The organism is Streptomyces achromogenes subsp. achromogenes, from assembly GCF_000720835.1.
GTDB lineage: Bacteria > Actinomycetota > Actinomycetes > Streptomycetales > Streptomycetaceae > Streptomyces > Streptomyces achromogenes.
Genome location: NZ_JODT01000019.1, coordinates 59,024 through 82,311 on the forward strand (window position 1 = coordinate 59,024; position 23,288 = coordinate 82,311).

Annotated in this window: 20 protein-coding genes and 2 pseudogenes; 11 read left to right on the forward strand and 11 right to left on the reverse strand. The window is 72.6% G+C overall.

Features of this window, described 5'->3' with window-relative positions:
- Positions 1-127 precede the first annotated feature (127 nt).
- From IH25_RS39595 to IH25_RS0120120, 3 genes are all read left to right on the forward strand, one after another.
- On the forward strand, positions 128-391 hold the full coding sequence (locus IH25_RS39595; RefSeq protein ID WP_209445342.1) for a hypothetical protein: 264 nt from the start codon (positions 128-130) through the stop codon (positions 389-391).
- A gap of 23 nt (positions 392-414) precedes the next feature.
- A complete protein-coding gene (locus IH25_RS0120115) occupies positions 415-648 on the forward strand; it encodes a DUF397 domain-containing protein (protein ID WP_030612035.1) in 234 nt (77 codons plus the stop codon).
- A gap of 89 nt (positions 649-737) precedes the next feature.
- A complete protein-coding gene (locus tag IH25_RS0120120) occupies positions 738-1,208 on the forward strand; it encodes a hypothetical protein (protein WP_030612038.1) in 471 nt (156 codons plus the stop codon).
- Between the two features lie 35 nt (positions 1,209-1,243).
- On the opposite strand, the gene IH25_RS0120125 is transcribed toward IH25_RS0120120, so the two are convergent.
- Positions 1,244-2,779 carry a cellulase family glycosylhydrolase gene (locus IH25_RS0120125; RefSeq protein ID WP_030612041.1) on the reverse strand — a complete coding sequence of 512 codons (1,536 nt, stop codon included), beginning with the start codon at positions 2,777-2,779 and terminating at the stop codon, positions 1,244-1,246.
- Positions 2,780-2,942: 163 nt separating this feature from the next.
- A complete protein-coding gene (locus IH25_RS0120130; protein WP_030612044.1) occupies positions 2,943-3,920 on the reverse strand; it encodes a hypothetical protein in 978 nt (325 codons plus the stop codon).
- Positions 3,921-4,018: 98 nt separating this feature from the next.
- On the opposite strand from IH25_RS0120130, the gene IH25_RS0120135 reads away from it, so the two are divergent.
- Both IH25_RS0120135 and IH25_RS0120140 read left to right on the forward strand, forming a co-directional pair.
- Positions 4,019-4,693 carry an SGNH/GDSL hydrolase family protein gene (locus IH25_RS0120135; protein WP_030612047.1) on the forward strand — a complete coding sequence of 225 codons (675 nt, stop codon included), beginning with the start codon at positions 4,019-4,021 and terminating at the stop codon, positions 4,691-4,693.
- 95 nt (positions 4,694-4,788) lie between these two features.
- Positions 4,789-5,376: a Uma2 family endonuclease gene (locus IH25_RS0120140; protein WP_030612050.1), complete on the forward strand. Its 588-nt coding sequence runs from the start codon at positions 4,789-4,791 to the stop codon at positions 5,374-5,376.
- A gap of 44 nt (positions 5,377-5,420) precedes the next feature.
- On the opposite strand, the gene IH25_RS0120145 is transcribed toward IH25_RS0120140, so the two are convergent.
- Complete coding sequence (locus tag IH25_RS0120145) at positions 5,421-5,657, reverse strand: hypothetical protein (protein ID WP_030612052.1); 237 nt, start codon at positions 5,655-5,657, stop codon at positions 5,421-5,423.
- Positions 5,658-5,691: 34 nt separating this feature from the next.
- Positions 5,692-5,986: pseudogene (locus IH25_RS39600) on the reverse strand (hypothetical protein); the annotation flags it as partial.
- A 125-nt stretch (positions 5,987-6,111) separates the two neighbouring features.
- Between IH25_RS39600 and IH25_RS0120150 the strand changes: the two are divergent.
- The gene (locus IH25_RS0120150) at positions 6,112-7,107 is read left to right on the forward strand and encodes an aldo/keto reductase (protein WP_030612056.1); all 996 of its coding nucleotides are present in this window, start codon (positions 6,112-6,114) and stop codon (positions 7,105-7,107) included.
- Positions 7,108-7,430: 323 nt separating this feature from the next.
- Here the strand turns inward: IH25_RS0120150 and thpR are convergent, their stop codons facing one another.
- The gene (gene thpR / locus IH25_RS0120155; protein ID WP_030612059.1) at positions 7,431-8,003 is read right to left on the reverse strand and encodes an RNA 2',3'-cyclic phosphodiesterase; all 573 of its coding nucleotides are present in this window, start codon (positions 8,001-8,003) and stop codon (positions 7,431-7,433) included.
- Between the two features lie 40 nt (positions 8,004-8,043).
- On the opposite strand from thpR, the gene IH25_RS0120160 reads away from it, so the two are divergent.
- Entirely contained in the window at positions 8,044-8,565 is a 522-nt protein-coding gene (locus IH25_RS0120160; RefSeq protein WP_030612064.1) for a GNAT family N-acetyltransferase, read from the forward strand.
- Between the two features lie 107 nt (positions 8,566-8,672).
- Here IH25_RS0120160 and IH25_RS0120165 read toward each other — a convergent pair whose 3' ends face one another.
- The 3 genes from IH25_RS0120165 to IH25_RS0120175 all read right to left on the reverse strand — a co-directional run bounded on the left by IH25_RS0120165 (position 8,673) and on the right by IH25_RS0120175 (position 12,127).
- Positions 8,673-10,022 carry an MFS transporter gene (locus tag IH25_RS0120165; RefSeq protein ID WP_107058422.1) on the reverse strand — a complete coding sequence of 450 codons (1,350 nt, stop codon included), beginning with the start codon at positions 10,020-10,022 and terminating at the stop codon, positions 8,673-8,675.
- A gap of 27 nt (positions 10,023-10,049) precedes the next feature.
- On the reverse strand, positions 10,050-10,487 hold the full coding sequence (locus tag IH25_RS0120170; RefSeq protein ID WP_030612070.1) for a MarR family winged helix-turn-helix transcriptional regulator: 438 nt from the start codon (positions 10,485-10,487) through the stop codon (positions 10,050-10,052).
- A gap of 188 nt (positions 10,488-10,675) precedes the next feature.
- A complete protein-coding gene (locus tag IH25_RS0120175) occupies positions 10,676-12,127 on the reverse strand; it encodes an NCS2 family permease (protein ID WP_030612073.1) in 1,452 nt (483 codons plus the stop codon).
- A 150-nt stretch (positions 12,128-12,277) separates the two neighbouring features.
- Here IH25_RS0120175 and IH25_RS0120180 point away from each other — a divergent pair, with 150 nt between their 5' ends.
- Positions 12,278-12,541, forward strand: a complete 264-nt coding sequence (locus tag IH25_RS0120180) for a DUF2530 domain-containing protein (protein WP_078844333.1) — start codon at positions 12,278-12,280, stop codon at positions 12,539-12,541.
- 80 nt (positions 12,542-12,621) lie between these two features.
- A complete protein-coding gene (locus IH25_RS0120185) occupies positions 12,622-15,018 on the forward strand; it encodes an HAD-IC family P-type ATPase (RefSeq protein ID WP_030612078.1) in 2,397 nt (798 codons plus the stop codon).
- A gap of 84 nt (positions 15,019-15,102) precedes the next feature.
- On the opposite strand, the gene IH25_RS0120190 is transcribed toward IH25_RS0120185, so the two are convergent.
- Positions 15,103-18,231 carry a sacsin N-terminal ATP-binding-like domain-containing protein gene (locus IH25_RS0120190; protein WP_030612081.1) on the reverse strand — a complete coding sequence of 1,043 codons (3,129 nt, stop codon included), beginning with the start codon at positions 18,229-18,231 and terminating at the stop codon, positions 15,103-15,105.
- Between the two features lie 1,441 nt (positions 18,232-19,672).
- Between IH25_RS0120190 and IH25_RS39605 the strand changes: the two are divergent.
- Positions 19,673-20,068 (forward strand): annotated as a pseudogene (locus tag IH25_RS39605) (ATP-binding protein); the annotation flags it as partial.
- A gap of 6 nt (positions 20,069-20,074) precedes the next feature.
- On the opposite strand, the gene IH25_RS0120195 reads toward IH25_RS39605, so the two are convergent.
- Together IH25_RS0120195 and IH25_RS0120200 are read right to left on the reverse strand one after the other, a co-directional pair.
- Positions 20,075-20,575 (reverse strand): GNAT family N-acetyltransferase, encoded by a 501-nt coding sequence (locus IH25_RS0120195; RefSeq protein WP_030612084.1) that lies wholly within the window; start codon positions 20,573-20,575, stop codon positions 20,075-20,077.
- Positions 20,576-20,604: 29 nt separating this feature from the next.
- On the reverse strand, positions 20,605-21,531 hold the full coding sequence (locus tag IH25_RS0120200; RefSeq protein ID WP_030612087.1) for a DUF3027 domain-containing protein: 927 nt from the start codon (positions 21,529-21,531) through the stop codon (positions 20,605-20,607).
- 282 nt (positions 21,532-21,813) lie between these two features.
- Between IH25_RS0120200 and IH25_RS0120205 the strand changes: the two genes are divergently transcribed.
- The gene (locus IH25_RS0120205; protein WP_078844334.1) at positions 21,814-23,199 is read left to right on the forward strand and encodes an MFS transporter; all 1,386 of its coding nucleotides are present in this window, start codon (positions 21,814-21,816) and stop codon (positions 23,197-23,199) included.
- The last annotated feature ends 89 nt before the right edge of the window (positions 23,200-23,288 follow it).

The following is a 23,288-nucleotide window of genomic DNA, read 5'->3' on the forward strand; positions in this document are numbered from 1 at the left end:
GTGAATGTCCATGCATCCTGAGTGACCACGTGAGAATAGCTGAGAATATTCGCCTCCTTGCTCCGCACCCGCCCCCTACGGTCGTCCCCGAAGCCCCCACCCCACCTCGGGAGACCAGGTGACCCCCATGGCCAACGCCCAGCCCCGCTCCCCGGCTCAGCTTCCCCCCGGCTTCGACGCATGGCTGCTCGACTGCGCCCCCGCCGCCGGCTGCGACGTCTGCGGAGCGAACTGGCGGCAGCTGCTCGCCTGTAAGCAGGCCGGGAACACCGCCCAGGCCATGCGCCACGCCACCGAGATCCGGGACCACCCCTCGGGCGTACACATCCGCCCCTCTACCCCCAAGAACTCCCGCCCACCAAGGGCGGCGACGGCCGGTCGGCGGCCGTGACAGTGGAGCAGGAAGGTACAGCGATGGTGAACGGAAGTGACCTGTACGCGCTCGACCTCGGCGGCGCCTCGTTCCTCAAGGCGTGCGGCGGAAGTACCCACCCGGACGGCGAGGCCTGCGTCACCCTTGCCCGGATCGGCGAGGACGCATGGGCCCTCGGTGACAGCAAGCGGCCCGACATGCAGCCGCTGCGGTTCACCACGACCGAGCTGAGCGCCGCCGGTATCGACCCGGCCCGCTTCGGTCTGGCCCGCTGAGCCTCGACCGATCCGAGAAATGCCGCCGGTTCCGGGCCGTCATCACCCGGAACCGGCCCGCACCGCATCGCACACTGAAGAGGCCCCGGGTGCATCACCACGCCTACCTCTGGACCGGCCCCAAATCCCGCTTCGACGAGGAAGCCTTCCGGCGCCCGCCCCACCCCGAACCGCCCCCGCCCACCGGCAGTCCGGAACTGATCCAGCGGTACCGGCTGGCCACCGTCGAGTTCCCCACCTCCGACCTGCCCCCGCTGGAGACCGCTTACTGGCTGGTCAAACCCCGCGCGATGGTCAGGGGAACCTGGTCCGAGCCGTCGGCCGCCGCCGCCTGGCTCGGGGAGCGGCTCACCGAGTACGCGCCCCGGTTCGCCGCCGGCGCGTACCGCGACCCCGGCCGCCTCGCCACCCTCCTCGCCTCCGCCGGCGAGCGGCTGGCGGCGGGCGGTGACATCTCGCTCGGGTTCTACCTCGAACAGCCCGCGTTCCTGTCCGTGGCCCTGGTGGGCTGCGGACCCCATCGCGCCCGCCCGGACCTGCCCTGCCCGCTCAGCGCATGACAAGGGCGCCCGGTGCGACACCGGGCGCCCTGCTCTCACGCCGCCGTGCAGGTCAGCGTCGGTGTCGCCGCACCGCCCGGCGCCGCCCCGAAGCCGAAGCTCGCCGAACCCCCGGCCGCCAGGTTTCCGTTGTGAGCCGCGTTCACCACCGTCACGCTCGCGCCGCTCTGGGTGTAACTCGCGTTCCAGATGGACGAGATCTTCTGGGCACCGCCCCACGTCCACGTCACCTTCCAGGACTTGAGGGCGACCGTGCCGGTGTTGGCCACCTTCACCTCGGCGTTGAAGCCGCCGCCCCAGTCGCTGCCGACGGTGTAGGACGCGCTGCACGCGGGGGCGCCGCCGCCTCCGCCGCCGTTGTCCCCGCCACCGCCGCCACCGCTCCCGCCACCCGGGAACAGCGGCGCCTTGATGCCCGCCAGATAACCGTCCTTCACCGTGTCGACGGTCGTCCAGTCGTCCTTCAGGATGCCGCCGGTGTCACCGGAGTTGGGGTTCAGCGACCAGTAGGTCCAGTGGAAGGAGTCCGCGCCGTACGTCGAGGTCGGCCTCAGGTAGTCCGCCAGCGCGGCCAGCCACTTCTGGTCGACGGCCGACTGGAGCGTCGTACCGAACTCGCCCACCCACACGGGAGCGATGTTCTGCTTGAAGATGTAGCCCCAGTACTTGTCCCAGACGCCCGGCATGTTGGCCGGGAAGGACGGGTCGCTGAACCAGCTCTGCTGGGCCACGCTCGTGGCGTAGTCGTGCGCGGAGTAGACCACCCGGCCCGGCACGCTGAGCTGCACGGGGTACTGGGCGACGCCCATCAGGTTGCCGCCCCACCAGCCGGACACGCCGTTGTACGTCTGCACGCCCTCGACGAAGACGAGCAGGCTCGGGTTGACCGAGAGCACCGCGTTCCCGGCGCGCTGGGCCGCCAGGCGCCAGTCGGTGGCCTGGTCGCCGCAGCCCCAGCACGCCGGGTCGTGCGGCTCGTTGTGCAGGTCGATGCCGATCACCGTGTCCTGGCCCTGGTAACGGGCGGCCAGCGACTTCAGGTTGGCGATCCACGTCGATTCCGGGACGGACGCGGTGTACCAGAGCGCCGACTGGCCGGCCGAGTCCGGGCGGTGCCGGTCCAGGATGACCTTCAGCCCGTCCTGGCCCGCGTACGCGACGATCCGGTCCAGCACCTGGAGCGAGGTCAGGCCCTGGAGGTCGGCGTTCTTGCCGCCTGAGACGTCGATGCCGCTGGGCGTGGCACCGGGCTTGAAGATGTCGTCGCTGTAGGGGATCCGCAGGGTGTTGTAGCCCAGCGACCTCACCTGGTCGATCATGCTCTTGTAGTCGCGGGACCACAGGCCGTGGACCACCAGGTTGCTGGTCTCGAAGCCGAACCAGTTGATCCCGGCGATGCGCACCGGCTGGCCGGCCGCGTCCAGGATCTGCCGGCCGCTCGTGTGCCAGTAGCCGGCCCCGGGGGCGGCGGCCGCCGGCGCGTCGGCCGCCTGTGCCGCGTAGGCCCCGGTCAGCGGCAGGAGGAGCGCCGCCGCAGCGGTGCACAGCGCTCTTCGGAGGGTGCGGAACATGTGTCGGTTCCTCTCGGAAGGCGCGGCAGCCAATGGAATGGGAGCGCTCCCAAGCGCCGCGCAGGGCACAGGAAACCCAGATCAACATGAGCACGTCAAGACCTGCGGCAGACCTCGGTACACACCGGCCCCCGCCAACCCATCGCGGCCGGCGTCCGCCCGCTCAGCCCCGCCGCAGCCGGCGCAACCCCAGGAACGCCGCCACCCCGACGGCCAGGATCACGGCACCCACCTTCAGGCTCGGCGTGCCGCCCTCGTCCCCGGAGTCCCCGGAACCCCCGTCACCCGACGGCGACTTGACGGCCGGGCGCTCGGGGGCGTCGGCCGCCTGCACGGAACTCTCCGCGCCCTCGCTGCCGTACATCAGCTTCGTACCGTCGGCGGAGTACGACACGGACTCGCCCTGCCCCTGGAACGGCACGTCCAGCCGCCCGCGCCGTTTGATCCGGCCGTCGTTCCAGTCGTAGTAGACGCCCCCGAAGTACCCGCGCACCGCCAACTGGCCGCCGTCCGGGGAGAACGCGGCGTCCGTGGCCCACAGATCGACGGGCGCGACCTGGCGGAAGACGTTCGCGCCGGACGTGGAGAGGGTGGCCGGCCCCTCGTACAGGTGCCCGCCCTCCTCGTTCTTGTCGACGATGTACACGCGCCCGGTCTTCGGGTGGACGAGCAGCGACTCCGCGTCGCGCGGGCCGTCGGCGTACTTCACCACGTACTGCGTGGCCGTGACCGCCTGGTCCGTCAGCCGCTTCGGCTCCGGCAGCTTGTAGATCCACACGTACGGCCACTTCCCGCCGAAGTTGTCGCCGATGTCGCCGACGTAGATCTGGTTGTCCGGCCCGATGGAGATGGCCTCGACATCGCGCGGCGAGCCGATCCCGCGCAGGGTGATCCGGGCGACGGTCCGGCCGGTGGCGCTGTCCACGGCGTACAGGTACGGCCCGTCGTCGCTGTCGTTGTGCGTCCAGTAGACGCCCGGATGCTGCCGGGAGGCGGCGAGCCCGCTGGACTCGGTTATCCGCGGGTCCTTGATGGTGAACCCCTTGTCCCCCGCGCCCCCGGCGGTCCCGGTGGCGGAGGCGGGCAGCGCGCAGGCGCCGGCGAGCAGCGCCCCGGCGAGTACGGCGAACGATCGACGCATGAGCCAAGCCTGCCATCCCCGGAGGGGGCCCGGGGGAGGTGGTCGGCCTCACACACCCCGGCGGTCCACGAGCCCCGGCCATCGTCCATGATGAGCCGATGCTTAGGTTCATGCCCGTGGGCGACTCCATGACGATCGGGAGCGCGGGCGAACACACATGGCGTTACCGGCTGTGGCGGCACCTGTGCGAGACGTACGGCGGCCCGTTCACCTTCGTCGGCCCGCGCGAGACCCTCTACGACCAGCAGGCCGGCGCCCCGACGTCCCTCGCCTACGCCGAACCCGGCTTCCCCCGCGGCCACCTGGCGGGCTGGGGCGAGGGCTGGCTGCACATGACCCCGCTGATCGGCGAGGCGGTGCGCGCCCACCGGGCCGACGTGCTGCTGGTCTCCCTCGGCCTGATCGACCTGGGCTTCTACACCAACGCCGAGCAGACGACCGAGAACGTACGGGCGTTCGTCGCGGCCGCGCGGGAGGCCCGTCCGCGCGTACGGATGGTCCTGCTGCCGGTCATACCCAACGTCCGGGCCGCGTCGGACGCGCCCTTCGCGGAGCAGGTGGAGCGGTTCAACGACCTGCTCGCCAAGACGGTCGCCGACCTGGACGAGGCACGGTCGCCGCTGCTGCTGACCTCGGTGCCGGAGCACTGGGACATCCACACCGACACCTACGACGGCACGCATCCCAACGCGAGCGGGGAGCACCGGATCGCGGGGGCGTTCGCGGAGGCGATGTGGGAGGCGTGGGGGGTCGGACAGCCGTACGGTGACTGATCAGGTTGGCCGAAATCCGGCGTCTTCCGGGTGCGGTGCCTATCGTTGTACTGCGCGGCCGCCCGGTCCGTGAGGCGGCCGGGGAGGAGCGCCAAGTGACCGTCCTCGAAGACAGGATCTCGATGGCCGAGCGCGACAACGAGAGCATGCTCGACGAGATGTTCGACCGGCTTGAGCCCACCCCCGAGGGATTCAAGGTCGAGATCGTCGAGGGGAGCGTCTACATGTCGCCGCAGCGGGACACCCATTGGGACATCACCCTGGACATCATCCTGCAGCTGAACGCCAAGTTTCCGCGGGGGCGGTTGAAGTCCGACGTGCGGATCGACTACCCGGGCCGTCTCAACGGTTTCGCCTCCGATGTGACGGTCGTCAGGGAAGGCGCAAGCCTGAACGCGAAGGGCCGCTGGCAGCACCAGGACGTCGAATTCGTCGCCGAGGTCATTTCCAAGGGCACCGCGGCGAACGACTACGGCCCGAAGAAGGCCGCCTACGCCGCCGCCGAAGTCCCCCTGTACCTCATCGTCGATCCCTACAAGGGCATGTGCTACGTCTACACCCAGCCCAAGGAAGGCGACTACATCACCCGGACGAAGATCGCCTTCGGTGAGGACATCGACCTGACCGGCACCGTGATCGACCTCGTCCTCAAGACCGACGGCTTCCCCCGCGACCAGGACTAGGGCCTGTCTTCAGTCGCGATCAACAAGGCGGCAGACCGTGGACATCATCGGTCTTCAGCGGTCCGGTTCCTCCCACCGAGCCGCTGATGCCTACGGCCGGTCCAGCCGACGGCGACCCAGGCGGCGAAGAGGACGGTGGCGGCGACGACGCCCCTGACGGTGTCGGTGGAGACGAGCATGAGCAGGGCCGCGATCAGCGTCATCGTCCCGGCCGAGGTCGTAGCCCAGGAATCGGCACGCAGGACGACGCGCAGGAGACGTGAGGGTGAGGTGTCGGTCATGGCATATCCATTCTGCGGACAGGATCTGTCGTGATCAACGGGGTTGTAGGAGGCTGCCGATCCAGATGGTCGCTGCGCGGAGGTGGAGCGCGGCAAGGCAGCTCTCGGGGGTCTTGTCGTAGCGGGTGGCGATGCCGCGCCATGCCTTCAGTTCGGTGATCAGGCGCTCGACAGTGTTGCGCTCCTTGTCGAGCGCGGGAATGAACCGGGGGCTGTCCGGCGACCTGTCCGGCGGTGAGCGTGAGTACGAGTGGCCGACACATGCGGTCGGCTGCGGCGTGGATCTTGCTGGACTGGCCGCCCCGTGAGCGTCCGAGCAGGGCGGGCCTCGTCCAGGAAGCCCCCTTGCAGCCGTGTCGACCTGACCGCGAACGAGTGGCCGCCTGGCGCCACGCCACCGCGGCGACGGCAAGCCCTTGCCTAGAGCGCACTCCACGTCGTTGGCTTGTGGACCATGGAGTACACGCAGCTCGGACGCACGGGACTCAAGGTCAGCCGGCTCGTCCTCGGGACGATGAACTTCGGTCCGCAGACCGATGAAGCCGACAGCCACGCGATCATGGACGCGGCGCTGGACGCGGGCATCAACTTCTTCGACACCGCCAACGTGTACGGCTGGGGCGAGAACAAGGGCCGGACCGAGTCCATCATCGGCAACTGGTTCGCCAAGGGCGGCGGCCGGCGCGAGAAGACCGTCATCGCCACCAAGGTCTACGGCAACATGGACCCGGACGGCGTCACGGTGTGGCCCAACCACGACAAGCTCTCCGCGCTGAACATCCGGCGCGCGGTGGACGCCAGCCTGAAGCGGCTGCGGACCGACTACATCGACCTCTACCAGTTCCACCACATCGACCGCGACACGCCGTTCGAGGAGATCTGGCAGGCGATCGACGTCCTGGTCCAGCAGGGCAAGATCCTCTACGTCGGATCCAGCAACTTCCCCGGCTACAAGATCGCCCAGGCCAACGAGGCCGCCGCCCGCCGCGCCGGCACCATCGGGCTGGTCAGCGAGCAGTGCCTCTACAACCTGGCCGAGCGGCGCGCCGAGATGGAGGTCATCCCGGCCGCGCGGGACTACGGCCTCGGGGTCATCCCGTGGTCGCCGCTGCACGGCGGTCTGCTCGGCGGGATCATCAAGAAGGAGGTCCAGGGCGGTCGCCGTGCCTCCGGCCGGGCCGCCGACACCCTCAAGGACCCGGCGGCCCGCGCGCGGATCCAGGCCTACGAGGACCTGCTCGACAAGCACGGACTGGAGCCCGGCGAGGTGGCCCTGGCCTGGCTGCTCACCCGCCCCGGCGTCACCGGCCCGATCGTCGGCCCGCGCACCGCCGGACAGCTGGAGTCCGCCCTGCGCGCCGTCGAACTGGAACTGAGCGAGGACCTGCTGACCGGCCTCGACGAGATCTTCCCGGGCCCGGGCCCGTCCCCGGAGGCCTTCGCCTGGTAGCCACCGAGGGGACAGCGCCCCGACAGGGGCGCGGGGAACTGCGCGACCGGCCACAACCGGCCCGCAGCCGAGAAACGGCCCCGCGATTCCCCGCCCCTCTCCCCCACGCCCGCGAAAGGCGCCCCGACAGGGGCGCGGGGAACGGCGCGGCCGGCCACGGACGGTTCGCGGCCGAAGGACAGGCCCCCACACCGGCAGAGGCCCCCGCGGGGGCCCGCGTCGTCTCCTACCGCATGGCCGACGCCACAGCCACCACCACGAACATCAACACAAGCGCACCGGCCATGATCCGGTTCCGGGTTTTCGGGTCCACGTATTCGAGACTAACCGGCCCCGCCGAGCGTCCACCGCCCGACCACCTCGTACCGCGGCTGCTCCCCCGGCACCCCGGACGCCGGCAGCCGGCTGCGCATCAGCACCAGGTCGGCCACGGTCCAGCCGCCGCCGGCGAACTCCGCGAGCGCGGCGACGTACGGCCGTACGTCCAGCTCGTGCCGGCTGCGGGCCACCGTCAGATGGGCCTTGTAGGGCCGGTGCTCCCCCATCGGCAGCCCCTCCTTGCGCGCCGCCGCCTCCGCCCGCCCGGCCAGCAGCCGCAGCTCGGCCACGTCTCCCCGGGCGCCCACCCACAGCGCGCGGCCCCGGCCGAACTGGCCGCCGCCCGCGAGGGCGAGGGTGAACGGCGCCGCCCGGCGGGCCGCGCGGGCCAGCCGGTCCGCCAGGGCGGGGGCGACGTCGTCGGGGACCTCGCCGTAGAAGGCGAGCGTGAAGTGCCAGCCGGGGCGGCCCGTCCAGCGCAGCCGGCCGGCCCCGGGCAGCTGCCGCAAGCGGTCCACCTCGACGGCGAGTTCGTCCGCGATGTGCTCCGGGGGCAGTACGGCGGCGAAGAGTCTCATGACCCTCACGATCCCAGACCCCGGCGGGCATGATGGGGCGATGACGATCACCATCCGCGAAGGCGGCCCCGACGACCTGCCCGCGATACTCCGCATGCTCGACAGCAGCGTGGAGTGGCTGGTCTCACAGGGCCGCACGCGCCAGTGGGGCACCGAGCCGCTGTCGGGGACCAGGACGGTGGGGGCCGTCGAGCGGGCCATGGCCGAGGGCACCACGTACATCGCAGAGATCGACGGGGAACCGGCGGCGACCCTCACCCTCACCGACGGGCCCGGCGCCTATCTGTCCCACCTGCCGGCGCCCGGCGAGCCCGAGCGGTACATCCACTGGCTGGCTTCCGACCGCCGCTTCAAGGGCCGGGGCGCGGGCAGCGCGCTGCTCGAGCACGCCGCCGAGGTGACCCGGCGGGCGGGCGTGGGCCTGCTGCGGGTGGACTGCTACGCCGGCGACGACCACAAGCTGGTGGCCTACTACGAGGCCAACGGCTTCACCCCGACGCACACCTACACCCACGGCCCGGACGCCTGGCCGGGACAGGTGCTGGCCCGGAGGGTCGACTAGACCCTCCGGGACGAACCCGGCGACCGGTTTCCTGCGCGGCCGTAGCCGGCTGCTTCCGGACCGGAGGGCTTACGCGGCCGCGGCCGGCTGCTCCCGCACCGGAGGGCCTACGCGGCCGTGGCCAGCTGCTCCCGCTCGCGCGGGACGAAGCGGACGCTCGGGTGGCCGTGGTGCCAGCCCACCGCCAGCCGCAGGCCGCCGATGCGGGCGAGGACCAGGCCGATGGCGCCGGCCGCGAGCGCCGACACCACACCGCCGGCGGCGAAGCCGACCCGGGCGCCGTAGGTGTCGGTGATCCAGCCGACCACCGGCGCGCCCAGCGGCGTACCGCCCATGAACACCATCATGAACAGGGCCATCACCCGGCCGCGCATGGCCGGGTCGGTGCCCATCTGCACGGCCGTGTTGGCGGTGACGTTCACCGTCAGGCCGAACACCCCGATCGGCACCATGAGCAGTGCGAACAGCCAGTACGAGGGCGCGACGGCGGCGACGATCTCCAGCGTGCCGAAGGCCAGCGCGGCGGCGATCAGCACGCGCAGCCGGGCCGTGCCGCGCCGGGCGGCCAGCAGGGCGCCGACCAGGGAGCCGACGGCCATCAAGGTGTTGAACAGGCTGTAGGCGCCGGCGCCCGCGTGGAAGACGTCGTCCGCGTAGGCGGTCAGCCACACCGGGAAGTTGAAGCCGAAGGTGCCGATGAAGCCGACCAGGACGATGGGCCAGATCAGCTCCGGCCGCTTGGCCACATAGCGCAGGCCCTCGCGCAGCTGGCCCTTGCCGCGCGGCGCGCGCTCCACCACGTGCAGTTCGCGGGCGCGCATCAGCAGCAGGCCGGTGATGGGCGCGGCGAAGGACAGGCCGTTGGCGAGGAACGCCCAGCCGGTGCCCACGCCGGTGATCATCAGGCCGGCCACGGCGGGGCCGACGAGCCGGGCGGACTGGAAGTTCGCCGAGTTCAGGCTGACCGCGTTCTGGAGCTGGTCGGGGCCGACCATCTCGGAGACGAAGGACTGGCGGGCCGGGTTGTCCACCACCGTGGCGAGGCCGACGGCGAAGGCGGCGACGTAGACGTGCCAGACCTGGACCTGCCCGGAGAGGGTCAGCGCGGCGAGCGCGAGTCCGGTGACGGCCATCGCGGACTGGGTGACCAGCAGGGTGGGCCGCTTGGGCAGGCGGTCCACGAGGACCCCGCCGTACAGGCCGAACAGCAGCATCGGCAGGAACTGCAGGGCCGTGGTGATGCCGACGGCGGCCGAGGAGCCGGTGAGACTGAGGACCAGCCAGTCCTGGGCGATGCGCTGCATCCAGGTGCCGGTGTTGGAGACGACCTGGCCGGCGAAGAAGAGGCGGTAGTTCCGGATCCTCAGCGAGCTGAACATCGAGGACTTGCGCGAGTCGGGCGTGGTGGTGGTAGGGGTCGGTGCGGGGGCGGAAGGTATTCCGGATCCCGTACTCAACAGGATTCGCCTCCTTGGATGGTTCGCTTACAGGTGTGCGAGTTTCTCCAGCACGGGGGCGGCGGCGCGCAGGGCGGCCCACTCGTCCTCGTCCAGGCCCTCGGCCAGGCCGGCCAGGAAGGCGTTGCGCTTGCGGCGGCTCTCCTCGAGCATGGCCTCGGCCTGCTCGGTCTGGGTGACCACCTTCTGGCGCCGGTCCTCGGGGTGCGGCTCCAGCCGGACCAGCCCCTTGGCTTCGAGCAGCGCGACGATGCGGGTCATCGACGGCGGCTGGACGTGCTCCTTGCGGGCCAGTTCACCCGGGGTGGCGGAGCCGCAGCGGGCGAGGGTGCCGAGCACCGACATCTCGGTGGGGCTCAGCGACTCGTCCACCCGCTGGTGCTTGAGCCGACGGGACAGCCGCATCACGGCGGAGCGGAGAGCGTTCACGGCGGCAGCGTCGTCGCCATGGGTAAGGTCCGGCATGTTCTTTAGCGTAACTCATTACTCTTACTAAAGACCACTTGGGCGGGCCCCTCCCGCCCGTGACGCCCACCACGGGATCCACCGCCGGGGAAAGAAGCCGAAAGAAGCCGGGGGAAAGACGCCGGGGGGAAGAAAACGAGCGCCCGGACCGTGGTCCGGGCGCTCGTTCGGAAGGGATTCCTACGGGGTCACGTCAGACCCAGGGCCGGCATCAGGTAGTAGAAGGCGAAGACGGCCGAGACGATGTACATCGCCACCGGGATCTCCCGGGCCCGCCCGGCGACCAGGCGCAGCACCGTGAAGGTGATGAAGCCCATGCCGATGCCGTTGGTGATCGAGTAGGTGAACGGCATCATCAGCATCGTCACGAAGGCCGGCATGGCGATGGTGTAGTCCGCCCAGTCGATCTCCTTGATGGAGTTCGACAGGATCAGGAAGCCCACCGCGAGCAGCGCCGGGGTGGCCGCCTGGGAGGGGACCATCGTGGCGATCGGCGTGAGGAACAGCGCGACGGCGAAGAGGCCGCCCGTGACGACGTTCGCCAGGCCGGTGCGCGCGCCCTCGCCGACGCCCGCCGTGGACTCCACGAAGGCGGTGGTGGCCGAGGCGGAGCTGGCGCCGCCGGCCGCGACCGCGAGGCCGTCCACGAAGAGGACCTTGTTGATGCCCGGCATGTAGCCCTCGGCGTCGGTCAGCTTGGCCTCGTCGCTGATGCCCATGATCGTGCCCATCGCGTCGAAGAAGCACGACAGCAGGACCGTGAAGACGAACAGGACGCCGGTCAGGATGCCGACCTTGTGGAAGCCGCCGAACAGGCTGACCTCGCCGATCAGGCCGAGGTCGGGGGTGGAGACCGGGTTGCCCGGCCACTTCGGGACGGTCAGGCCCCAGGACGGGACGGTCGCCACCGCGTTGATGATCATCGCGACCACGGTCATGCCGACGATGGAGAGCAGGATCGCGCCCGGCACCTTGCGGACGATCAGCGCGAAGGTGAGCAGCGCGCCGAGGACGAAGACCAGCACCGGCCAGCCGGTGAGGTGACCGCCGACGCCCAGCTGGAGCGGGACGGTGGTCTGGGCGGCGTCCGGCATCCGGGTGACGAAGCCGGAGTCGACCAGGCCGATCAGCATGATGAACAGGCCGATACCGATCGAGATCGCCTTGCGCAGGCCGAACGGCACGGCGTTCATCACCCGCTCGCGCAGGCCGGTGGCGACCAGCAGCATCACCACGAATCCGGCCAGCACCACCATGCCCATGGCGTCCGGCCAGGACATGCGCGGCGCGAGCTGGAGCGCGACGACCGAGTTCACGCCGAGGCCGGCGGCGAGCGCGATCGGCACATTGCCGATGACGCCCATCAGCAGCGTGCTGAACGCGGCCGACAGCGTCGTGGCCGTCACCAGCTGGCCGTTGTCCAGATGGTGACCGTACATGTCCTTCGCGCTGCCGAGGATGATCGGGTTCAGCACGATGATGTACGCCATCGCGAAGAAGGTGGCGAGACCGCCCCGGACCTCACGGGCGACGGAGCTGCCGCGCTCGGAGACCTTGAAGTAGCGGTCGAGGAAACCGAAGGCGGGAGTACCGCCCGGCCTCTCGGGGGTGGGGACCTTGGCAGGTGCCGAGGTGGACATGCGTGACCTCATCACCAACGGGGTTCCCCCGAGCTCCGTTGGACTTTCATACGAGCGGAAGCGGCCAAAGACAAACGGCTCCAGTATGAACGTATGAGTCATAGATCGCTATCTCCGCGCGTAGACAGCGGCGGCGCATAAGCTGTGCGCATGGCTAAGTGGACCCCCAAGCACGAGGCGCCGGAGCCCCTGGAGGGCCCCGTGGTCGCCACCATCACCGGCGGCACGATCGTGTGGTTCGTCCTCTTCCTGGTCCAGCTGCCGTTCTACGGCTGGTTCGACGAGCACGGCCACACCTGGTGGCTGTGGACCTGCCTGGCCGGGGGCGGCCTGGGGCTGATCGGCGTCTGGTACGTCCGCAAGCGGGACGCGGCGATCAAGCGGGCCGCCTCCCTGGATCCGGCCGCCCGGTAACAGCCGGCGAGCGGCCCGCGCCGGTGGACGGGCGGTGCGCCGGTGGGCGGGCGGGCGTGTCCGCACGTACCGTCGAATGCATGAGCCACATACGCGCGGACACGGAACTCGATCCGGCGCGTCCGGTGCCGTCACCGAGAACCCGTCCGGGCGGGCTCGGCCCCGCCGAGGTCGCGGAACGCGTCGCGCGCGGCCAGGTCAACGACGTGCCGGTGCGCAGCAGCCGCTCGCTGGGGGAGATCGTCCGGGCGAACGTGTTCACCCGGTTCAACGCGATCATCGGCGTGCTGTGGCTGATCATGCTGTGCGTCGCGCCGATCCAGGACAGCCTGTTCGGCTTCGTGATCCTCGCCAACACCGCCATCGGAATCGTCCAGGAGTGGCGGGCCAAGCAGACCCTGGACTCGCTCGCGGTGATCGGGGAGGCCCGGCCGACGGTACGGCGGGACGGCGTGGCGGTCCAGGTCGCCACCCATGAGATCGTCCTGGACGACCTGATCGAGATCGGCCCCGGTGACAAGGCCGTGGTCGACGGGGTGTGCGCGGAAGCGGACGGGCTGGAGATCGACGAGTCGCTGCTCACCGGCGAGGCCGACCCCGTCGTCAAACGCCCCGGCGACCAGGTCATGTCCGGCAGCTTCGTGGTCGCGGGGAGCGGCGCCTTCCAGGCCACCAAGGTCGGCCGCGAGGCCTACGCCGCCCGGCTCGCCGAGGAGGCGTCCCGCTTCACGCTGGTCCACTCCGAGCTGCGCAGCGGCATCTCCACCATCCTCAAGTACGTCACCTGGATGATGGTCCCGGCGGCCGTCGGGCTCGTCGTCACCCAGCTCGTCGTCGAGCACAACGACCTCGGGGACGCCGTGGCCCGCACGGTCGGCGGGATCGTGCCGATGGTCCCCGAGGGGCTGGTGCTGCTCACCTCCGTGGCCTTCGCGATCGGCGTCATCCGGCTGGGCCGCAGACAGTGCCTGGTGCAGGAGCTGCCGGCCATCGAGGGCCTGGCCCGCGTCGACACCGTCTGCCTGGACAAGACCGGAACCCTCACCGAGGGCGGCATGGACGTCACCGAGCTGCGTGCGCTGGACGGGGCGGACGAGACGTACCTCCGCAAGGTGCTCGGCGCGCTCGGCGAGTCCGACCCGCGGCCGAACGCCTCCCTCCAGGCGATCATCGACGCCTTCCCGGACAGCGAGGAGTGGCGCTGCGTGGAGTCGCTGCCGTTCTCCTCCGCCCGCAAGTACAGCGGGGCCGCGTTCAGCGAGGGCGACGGCGAGACCAGCACCTGGCTGCTGGGCGCCCCGGACGTGCTGCTCGGCGCCGACGACCCGGCGCTGGCCGAGACCGAGCGGCTCAACGAGCGGGGGCTGCGGGTGCTGCTGCTGGCCCGCGCGCACCGGGACCTGGACGACCCCGAGCCGGCCCGGGGCGCCCGGCCCACCGCCCTGGTCGTCCTCGAACAGCGGCTGCGGCCGGACGCCTCCGACACCCTGCGCTACTTCGCCGAGCAGAACGTACGGGCCAAGGTCCTCTCCGGGGACAACGCGGTATCGGTCGGTGCCGTCGCCGCCAAGCTCGGCCTGGAGGGCGCGGCGGTGGACGCGCGGCGGCTGCCCGCCGACCCGCCGGCGATGGCCGAGGCGCTGGACGCGGGCACGGTGTTCGGGCGGGTCACCCCGCAGCAGAAACGGGACATGGTGGACGCGCTCCAGTCCCGTGGCCGTACGGTGGCGATGACCGGGGACGGCGTGAACGACGTGCTGGCCCTGAAGAGCGCGGACATCGGGGTCGCCATGGGCTCCGGCTCCGAGGCCACCCGGGCGGTGGCGCAGATCGTGCTGCTGGACAACAGCTTCGCCAGCCTGCCCTCGGTGGTCGCCGAGGGCCGCCGGGTGATCGGCAACATCACGCGGGTGGCGACGCTGTTCCTGGTGAAGACCGTCTACTCGGTGCTGCTGGCGGTGCTGGTGGTGTGCGCGCAGGTGGAGTACCCCTTCCTGCCCCGGCACCTGACCCTGCTGTCCACGCTCACCATCGGCGTCCCGGCGTTCTTCCTGGCCCTCGCCCCCAACACGGAACGGGCCAGACCGCACTTCGTGCGCCGAGTGATGCGGTACGCGGTCCCCGGCGGGACGGTGGCCGCGGCGGCGACCTTCCTGACGTACCTGCTGGCCCGGCACCACTACGCCGGCCCGGGCGCGCTGGACGCGGAGACCAGCGCGGCCACCCTGACCCTGTTCCTGGTCTCCATGTGGGTCCTGGCGATCATCGCCCGCCCCTACACCTGGTGGCGGGTGGCCCTGGTGGCGTCGATGGGCGTGGCCTTCCTGCTGGTCCTCGCCGTCCCCGCGCTCCAGGACTTCTTCGCGCTGAAGCTGGTCGGCGTGACGATGCCGTGGGCGGCGGTCGGCGTGGCGGCGGTGGCGTCCGGGGCACTGGAGTACCTGTGGCGCTGGGTCGGCCGCCGTTTCCCGGTGTAGGCCCCTCGCTGGGGGCCGCGTGGGCGACGGGCGCGGCGGAGTAGTGATGCGGGTTTTCCGGGGAGCCGGTGGACGGGGCCGGGGTCAGTCGAACCACCGGTCCCGGGCCAGCTCCTCCGTCCGCGACGGGTCCTCCAGCAGCGCGGCCACCTCGAACCGACGCGGCCACTGCCCCGCCGCCCAGGCCAGCCCCGCCGCGACCCCCTCCAGGGTGGCCGCGTGCAGCACGCCGTCGTCGGTCAGCCGCCAGTCGATCTCCACGCCGTCCACGACGAGTTCCTCGTGCTCGACATAGGCCGCGGGCGTGCGCGGCCCGAGCAGCACCCGCACCGACTCCGGCACGTCGTGCTCGGTCCCCTCGGAGTGCACCTCGCCGGTGACGGACTCGCTCAGCCGGCGCACCTGGAACAGCTCGGCCAGCTCGGCGGCGCGCGCGGGCCGCACCGGCAGCAACGGCACACCGGCGGTGAACGGCAGCAGGTCCGGGGAGTCGACCACGACGGCCGAGGCGGCGTCCACGACCTCCACTCGCCCGTCGACCACGGCCCGCAGCTCGTCCGGCAGGGTCACCCGCTCGGGGTCCAGCTCCGCCAACGCGCTGTAGAGCCCGTGCAGTTGGGCGGGCGTGACCGGCCGATCCGGGTCGGCGAGCCGGTCCAGCAGCTCGGCCGCGCCGCCGGGCTCGTCCAGCAGCGCGGCGACGGAGGTGCGCACCCCGAGCGCCCGCAGCACCTGCTCGTCCTCGAACCCGGTCGCGTCCGCCTCGTCGTACAGCCCGCGCAGCAGCGGGTCCCCGCCGGCCGCGAGCAGCCCGGCCGGGCGCCGCCCGTCGAGCACCGGGTGCCCGCGCAGCCACCACGCGGTGTACGGCCGTACGACCTCGTGGGTGCCGTCGGGCAGCAGGATGCGCACGGGCTGGGTCAGGGCGTCCCGCAGCGGCGGCCGGGCCAGCAGGGCGAGCGCCTCGGGCCAGTGGTCGTCGTCCACCAGCTCCAGATCGCGTACGGCGACGAGTTCGGTGGCGACGGGCGGCACCGGGCTGTCCGGGAACCGGTCGAGGATGTCCTCGCACCACACGTCCACGGCGTCCAGCAGCCCCGCGTCGTCGGGCTCGGCGAAGTCGCCCTCGCGGGGCTCCAGTTCGTCCGGGTCCAGGACGACGTCGGTGGCGCGGACCAGCGCGAAGTCCGCCAGCACACCGCACGCGGTGAGCGGCTGCTCACCCCACCGCTCGGCCAACTCGGCGTCTACGGCGGCCAGTTCGCCCTCCCGGATGACCCGCTCGAAGGGGCTGCCGGGGAACACCAGCTCACCGGCGGGGGCGAGTTCGCCGTCCTCGTCGGGCAGCGCGAGCGCGCCCAGCCAGGGCTCGTCGCCCGGCTCCAGCTGCGCGTCCCGGACCAGGCCGAGCACGGTCTCGGCCAGCTCTTCCGCGTCCGGCGCGTCCTCCTCCCAGCCCAGAGCGCCGTCCTCCTCCAGCGAGCCCGCCACGGCGGCCCGCACCTGCGGAGTGGTCAGCACGGCGCGGGGGGTCGCGGGCAGCGCGCCCAGCTTCTCCAGCAGCGGGTGCGCGGCGTCCGGGTGGGCGACCTTCAGCCCGAGCCGCCCGAGCACGTCCGGGTCGATCCGGGCGGCGTCCGGGGTGGGCAGCAGCACCTGCCGGGGCCCGATGGTGGTCCGGTTGTCGGCGAGCGGCACCGGCAGCCCGGACAGCCGCTCCGGGTCGACCCCGGCGAGGCTGTCGTACAGCCGCCACCACCACTGCGGCTCCTTCTCCAGTCCGGCGAGCCGGTCGACGGCGTCGGCGAGCGGCAGCCGGGCGACACCGAGGGTGCGCAGCTCGGCCCGGCGCTCCAGCCCCGCCGGCAGCAGGGTGGGCAGCACCTCGGCCAGCACCCGTACGGTGTCGGCGCCGGCGCCCTCCACGACCTCGGCGTCCCGGGGGCGCAGCGCCTCGGGAAGCTCCTCGTCACCCTTCGGCGCGACGGCCGGCGGCAGGAAGGCGGTACGCGGCAGCCGCTCCAGCACGGCCTGCCGCAGCGCCCCGTCCAGCGCGCCCTTGCCGAGCGGCCCGGGCACGAGGTCGATGATCCCCTCCCCGACCGGCCGCCACTCGGCGAGCAGGGCGGCGTAGGCGTCGGCCGCGCGCTGCACCAGGAAGTCGGTGAGCGGTCCGGGCGCCGCGTGCCGGCGGGTGGTGTCCAGCGGGAAGGAGGCGATGAGCAGCGCGGGCACGCCCAGCGGCTCGTCGCTCGGGGTCGGCGCGTGCACGACCGGGCTGGTACGGGGCCGGGCCGGGGCGCCGTAGGTGTCGACGGGTACGGCCCAGGTCACCGACCAGTGGGGGCGCAGCCGCTCCTCCACGGGCCGGTCGGCGAGCAGGTCGGGGGTCAGCGGTCCGTGCGCGGACGCGGTGCGCCAGTGGGTGATGCCGTCCCGGGAGTCCTCCACGACCGTGAAGGCGCCGTCGGTACGGCGGCCGAGGGTGCGCGGTTCCTGCCCCTCGATCTCCACGACGACCTCCGTCAGCCCCGGCAGGGCGAGCAGCAGGGCGTCGTCCACACCGGCGAGCAGCCGCTCGGCGAGATCGGCCGCGGCGGCGTCGCGCAGGGGCAGGATGACGGCGGTGTCGTACGGCTCGGGGGCGGTGCCCTCGGCGGCGAAGGGCAGCCGCAGCAGGGGTACGTGGCCCTCCCGGCGGCGTACCTCGTCACCGAGTCCCGGGCTGTGCCGGGCGACGTCCGCGGCCAGTTCCCGGGCCTCGGCGAGGGACCAGCGCACGCCCCCGTGCCGGCCGACGATCGCCGGTTCGTCGGTGACGGCGAGTACGGCGGCGAAACCGACCCCGAACCGGCCGACGGCGGCGTGCGTGGCCTCGGCGTCCCGTTTCGCGGAGGCGCGCAGCGTGGACAGCGACTCGACGCCGGCCGCGTCCAGGGGGGCGCCGGTGTTCGCGGCCACGAGGACGCCGTCGCGGAGGGTGAGCCGCAGCCGCCCGGCCGTCCCGGCCCGTGCGGCGGCGTCGGCGGCGTTCTGGGCCAACTCGACGACGAGCCGGTCCCGGTAGCCGCCGAGGACGAGATCCTCCTCGGCGTTGGCGTCCTCCCGGAACCGGGCGGGACTGGTCGCCCAGGCGTCGAGGACCCCGCGCCGCAGCCGGGCCGTCCCGAACGGATCGGCCCCCTCCACCGCCGGCCGCACGAACTTGCTCACGATCACTCTCCATCCTCCGCGTGAGGACGAAGGTACAGCGCGGAGGGGGTTGGGGCCGAAGGGGCGAGGTGGGTCGGGGGCTCGGGGGGAGTCGGAGTGGGCGGTGTGGTGACGTGGCCGTCGGGCCGCTCGCTTCTCGGCGAGTGTCGGGCTTCCGCGAGGTGAGTCAAGGGCGCGTTCCGCGTCGGCTTCGCCGATGGGCCTCCGGCCCACCCTTGACACACCTCACTCCAGCCCGGGGTAGAAGCGAGCGAGCGCCCCGAAAGAACAGTGGCCCACCCCGGCACCGGACCCCTGGGCGAGCTACAACCCCCTGTCGGCAAGGATGCGCACTCGCGCCTCGCCAGCACGCCGGGCTGGCTTAGCGGCTTCCAGCCCGGTGGGGCATGGTGCGCCTTCGCGCCTCGCCAGCACGCCGGGCTGGTTAAGCGGCTTGCGGCCCGGGGGCGGGTGCGCGGTTGCCTCTCGCCAGCACGCCGGGCTGGCTTAGCGACTTGCGGCCCGGGGACGGGTGCGCGCTTGCGTCTCGCCTGCACGCCGGGTGGGGTCGGCGGCTTGCGGAGGGTGGGTGGGCCCGGGGGCGCGGGCGCCGCATGGTTGGAACGCCAGGCGGTGGCCTGGTGGAGGGGGCGGCACTCGGCGGCCAGGGCCAGGGGGTGGTTAGTTATGGGCAAGCAGTCCAAAACGAGCCCCTCGGCAGCCCGCCCCCTCGGTTGGTTCGAGGGGGTGGGGGTGGGGTGGTGGCTTGGCGTGGCGGGGCTGGGGCCAGGGGGTTGGTTATGGACAGGTATTTCCAGAACTAACCCCGGCCGTATCGGCCAGCGCCCCGGCGAGGCCCCGGCCTTCGAAAGACCGGAAGGGCACCGTGTGGCCGAGGCACCCGAAGGGGGGCCTGTTTGACTTGCTGGTCCGCCCGTCGTGACGGCCGTCAGACGCCGAACCGGCCCGGAGTGCAGGCGAGGCGCGACCGCGCACCACGCCCCACCGGGCCGGAAGCCGCTAAGCCCGCCCGGCGTGCAGGCGAGGCGCCAGCGCGCACGCCCCACCGGGCCGGAAGCCGCTTAACCGGCCCGGCGTGCAGGCGAGGCGCGAGCGCGTATCCCCGACCCACGATGCGAACGCAGCCCACCGCAGGGGCCAAGGAACCTGAGCCGGCCACTTTCCCCTGGCCGCCCGCTCGCTTCTCCCCCGTGCTGGAGTGAGGTGTGTCAAGGGTGGGCCGCAGGCCCATCGGCGAAGCCGACGCGGAACGCGCCCTTGACTCACCTCACGGAAGCACGACACTCACCGAGAAGCGGGCGGCCCCACGGCAACCATGGCAACCCCGGGCCGAACCGCATACGCCCCCGACTTCCGGACACCACCGGACATGCGCGGACAGTGACTCTACGCAACCAATCCGTCACTCTTCAGAAGCGCCGGAAACGGACACGCTGAGTACGTGAACCGCGAATTCCCCACCCCAGCCCCGGACTTCTCGATACAGCTGTCCACCACCCCGCGAGGCGCCCGCCTCGCCCGCCTCCTCGCCACGGAGCAACTCCGCTCCTGGGGCCTGCCCATGGACCCCGCCGCCCTGATCGTCGCGGAGCTGGCCGCCAACGCCGTCGTCCACGGCCACGCGACCGGGCGGGACTTCCGGCTGACGCTGCACCCCGTAGGGGACGTGCTGCGGATCGAGGTGACCGACACGCGGGGCGACCGGCTGCCGCAGCGCGTCCGCCCCGCACCGGACGCCGACTCCGGACGCGGGCTGCTGCTCGTGGACGCCTTCGCGGACCGCTGGGGTACGGCGCCGGGGCCCGCGCCCCGCAAGACCGTGTGGGCCGAGGTGCGGGTCGGCTCAGGGGACGTGGCGGCGGTAGACATGCCGGGAACCGCCCTCCGGGCCGGGGGGCGCCGGTTCGGCCGGGGTGAAGCCGAGGCGCTCGTAGAACACGCGCGCTCCGCCGGCCACCGCCCCGGGGTGGTCCGCGCCGAACGTGACCACCTCGACGGTGGCCGGACCGCGGACCCATCTGCGGAACGCGTCCGACAGCAGCGCGCTCCCGACGCCCCGCCCCCGCGCCCCGTCCGCGACAACCAGCCAGTGCACATGGTGGACCGGCGGGGCGGCACCGAACAGGACGGCGCCCAGGAGACCGGAGGAGGACTCCTCCGACTCCCCAGGCCCCCCAGGCTCCCCCGGCTCCGACGCCACCAGCGCCGTACCCGCGCCGATGCTCCGCCGTACCGCCCGGGTGAAACCGGGGTCCGCCACCATGGGCCCGAACCAGTGCTCCACCTGGGCCGCCAGCCCGAGGAAGCCGGGAACGTCCTGTTCCTGCGCCGTTCTGATGATCATCGGGGCAGTCTGGCAGCGGAGGCCGCCGTTCAGGAGTGGCCCAGCTCCGCCGTCTCGTCGTCGCCGGCCTCCGGGACCGAGCCGGAGTCACGGGCCGGGCGGAGCGGGAAGGGGTCGACCCGGGTCTCGTCGATGACCGGCGCGGCGGGCTGCGGAGGCTTGGGCATGACCGCCGCCTCCGAGTGGCCGCCGCAGCCGTAGGACAGGGAGACCACCCGGCCGTCGGCCGGCGAGAACTCGTTGGCGCAGACACCGAAGGCCTGGCCGAGGGAGCCGCCGATGCGGGCGAGGAAGCCGCAGGACACACAGGTGGCGGGGGCCGCCTGGGCCATGGGGGACTTGGGGCCGAACTCCTCCTCCCAGCGGTCGGCGGCGACGCGCAGGCCGTAGCGGGACAGCACCCGCGCCCGGCGCAGGCCCAGTTCCTCGGCGACGGACGCGATCGTGCCCCGGATGGGCGTCGCCGGCTGGACGGCGGGGGTGCCGGGGGTGACGTCGGCGTCCTCCGCCTCGGCCAGTTCCCGCATCTCCTCGGAGACCACCGAGTTGGGCGGCGGCTCCTCCTCGCCGGTGTAGCCGGGCTCCAGGCGCAGGTCGTCCTGGTCGGTGGGGAGCAGGTCGCCGGGGCCGAGGTCGCCGGGGCGCAGGCGCTCGCTCCACGGGACCCACTCGGGGGCGAGGAGGGCGTCGGGACCGGGCAGGAGGACGACCTCGTCCAGCGTGACGATCTTGGCGCGGGAGGCGCGCGCGACCGTCACCGCCCAGCGCCAGCCCCGGTAGCCCAGCTCCTTGCACTCGAAGAAGTGCGTGACGACGCGGTCACCCTCCGACACCAGGCCCGAGTGCTCACCGATCACCCCGGGCGCGGCGGCCTCCTCGGCGGCGGCGCGGGCGAGGTCGACGGCCTCGGCGCACAGGCGGTCGGGGGTGCGGCTTCGCGTTGTCGCTGCGCTCACAGGTATCGCTTCTCTCCTACGCCGTCTCGTCGAGTGCGGCTGCCTCCGGCGGTTTCGCCTACGGAGCGGACCTGGGGACCGCATCGACGTCTGCATCCGCGCGCCCGGGCGCACCTCTGCCATCCATTCTGCGTTATGGCTGAGACAGGCACGCTACACCGGGCGGGATTCGTGAATTTTCCCCACCCGGACCGTACCCGTCCCCATGCCGTCCGCCGCTCCCTCACGCCGGGCGCCGCCGTCCGTGCCGTACCGCACTATCCGGCCCGCTCCCGGGGCACTATGAACGTCGTGGCAGCCACGGGCAAGGCGAGTGGGCGGGGCGGCGGTTCGGGCCGGTTGGGCGGGGCCGTCCGCGCGGTCGGCCGTGTCCTGCACTTTCCGGTCACCGGCGCGGCGCGCGGCATCCGCAGGGCCACGCACGCGCACGGCGCGGGCGAGTCGGGCCTCGGCAAGCTGATCGAGCTGCACGCGGTGAACGGCGCCGGGGACGTCATGGTGACCGTGGCGCTGGCGTCGACCGTGTTCTTCTCCGTGCCCACCGACGAGGCGCGCGGCCGGGTCGCGCTGTATCTCGCCATCACCATGGCGCCGTTCACCGTGCTCGCCCCCGTCATCGGACCGCTCCTGGACCGGTTGCCGCACGGGCGGCGGGCCGCGATGGCGGGCGCGATGCTGGCGCGGGCGCTGCTCGCGCTGGTCATCTCGGGCGCGGTGGCGAGCGGCGCGCTGGAGCTGTATCCGGCCGCGCTGGGCGTGCTGGTGGCCTCCAAGGCGTACGGCGTGATCCGCAGCGCCGTCGTGCCCAGGCTGCTGCCCCGGGGGTTCTCGCTGGTGAAGGCCAACTCCCGGGTCACCCTCGCCGGGCTGCTGGCCACCGGGGCCGCCGCGCCGGTGGCGGCCGGGCTGCACACGCTCGGCGACCCCTGGCCGCTGTACGGCGCCTTCGTGATCTTCGCTGCCGGGACGTTTCTGTCGTTCTCCCTGCCGCCCAAGGTGGACTCGGCCAAGGGCGAGGGCGTGGCGCTGCTCGCGGGCACCCGGCGTCCGCCCGAGGAGCGGGCGAGGCGGCCGGGGCTGCGTTCGGTCGGGCCCGCCGTCACCTACGCGCTCGGCGCCAACGCCTCCCTGCGCTGTCTGTCCGGCTTCCTGATCTTCTTCCTGGCCTTCCTGCTGCGCGAGCATCCGCTGGCCGGGCAGAGCGCGGCGGTCTCGCTCGGCATCGTGGGCGTCGCGGCGGGCGCGGGCAACGCGCTGGGAACGGCCGTGGGCGCCTGGCTCAGGTCCCGCGCGCCGGAGGTCATCATCGTGACCGTCGTCGCGGTGGTGCTCGGCGTGGCGGTGCTCGGCGGCCTGTTCTTCGGGGTGTTCCCGGTGGCCTGTCTCGCGGCGGTCGCCGGGTGCGCGCAGGCGCTGGGCAAGCTGGCGCTGGACGCGCTGATCCAGCGGGACGTGCCGGAGGCGGTGCGCACCTCGGCGTTCGCCCGCTCGGAGACGCTGCTGCAGATGGCGTGGGTGTTCGGCGGCGCGGTCGGCATCGTGATGCCGCTGGACGGCACGGTGGGGCTGCTGGTCGGCGCCGTCTTCGTGGCCGCCGGCTGGCTGACCACCCTGCGCGGGCTGCTCGCCTCGGCCAGGGGCGGCGGCTGCCCGGCACGCGCGACGTGACGAACCGGCCGCCGGCGCACGTGGCGTAACGAACCGGGCACGCCGTACCCCACGTGGGCGGACGGCTCGGGGCGCCCGATAGCCTTCGG

Bases quoted from the DNA above. Each gene is read 5' to 3' on its own strand.
- IH25_RS0120195 (WP_030612084.1), bottom strand. From the start codon at position 20,575: ATGATCATCAGAACGGCGCAGGAACAGGACGTTCCCGGCTTCCTCGGG.
- IH25_RS0120175 (WP_030612073.1), bottom strand. From the start codon at position 12,127: ATGTCCACCTCGGCACCTGCCAAGGTCCCCACCCCCGAGAGGCCGGGC.
- IH25_RS0120205 (WP_078844334.1), top strand. From the start codon at position 21,814: ATGAACGTCGTGGCAGCCACGGGCAAGGCGAGTGGGCGGGGCGGCGGT.
- IH25_RS0120145 (WP_030612052.1), bottom strand. From the start codon at position 5,657: ATGACCGACACCTCACCCTCACGTCTCCTGCGCGTCGTCCTGCGTGCC.
- IH25_RS0120130 (WP_030612044.1), bottom strand. From the start codon at position 3,920: ATGCGTCGATCGTTCGCCGTACTCGCCGGGGCGCTGCTCGCCGGCGCC.
- IH25_RS0120135 (WP_030612047.1), top strand. From the start codon at position 4,019: ATGCTTAGGTTCATGCCCGTGGGCGACTCCATGACGATCGGGAGCGCG.
- IH25_RS39595 (WP_209445342.1), top strand. From the start codon at position 128: ATGGCCAACGCCCAGCCCCGCTCCCCGGCTCAGCTTCCCCCCGGCTTC.
- IH25_RS0120115 (WP_030612035.1), top strand. From the start codon at position 415: ATGGTGAACGGAAGTGACCTGTACGCGCTCGACCTCGGCGGCGCCTCG.
- IH25_RS0120180 (WP_078844333.1), top strand. From the start codon at position 12,278: ATGGCTAAGTGGACCCCCAAGCACGAGGCGCCGGAGCCCCTGGAGGGC.
- IH25_RS0120125 (WP_030612041.1), bottom strand. From the start codon at position 2,779: ATGTTCCGCACCCTCCGAAGAGCGCTGTGCACCGCTGCGGCGGCGCTC.
- IH25_RS0120185 (WP_030612078.1), top strand. From the start codon at position 12,622: ATGAGCCACATACGCGCGGACACGGAACTCGATCCGGCGCGTCCGGTG.
- IH25_RS0120150 (WP_030612056.1), top strand. From the start codon at position 6,112: ATGGAGTACACGCAGCTCGGACGCACGGGACTCAAGGTCAGCCGGCTC.
- IH25_RS0120160 (WP_030612064.1), top strand. From the start codon at position 8,044: ATGACGATCACCATCCGCGAAGGCGGCCCCGACGACCTGCCCGCGATA.
- thpR (WP_030612059.1), bottom strand. From the start codon at position 8,003: ATGAGACTCTTCGCCGCCGTACTGCCCCCGGAGCACATCGCGGACGAA.
- IH25_RS0120170 (WP_030612070.1), bottom strand. From the start codon at position 10,487: ATGCCGGACCTTACCCATGGCGACGACGCTGCCGCCGTGAACGCTCTC.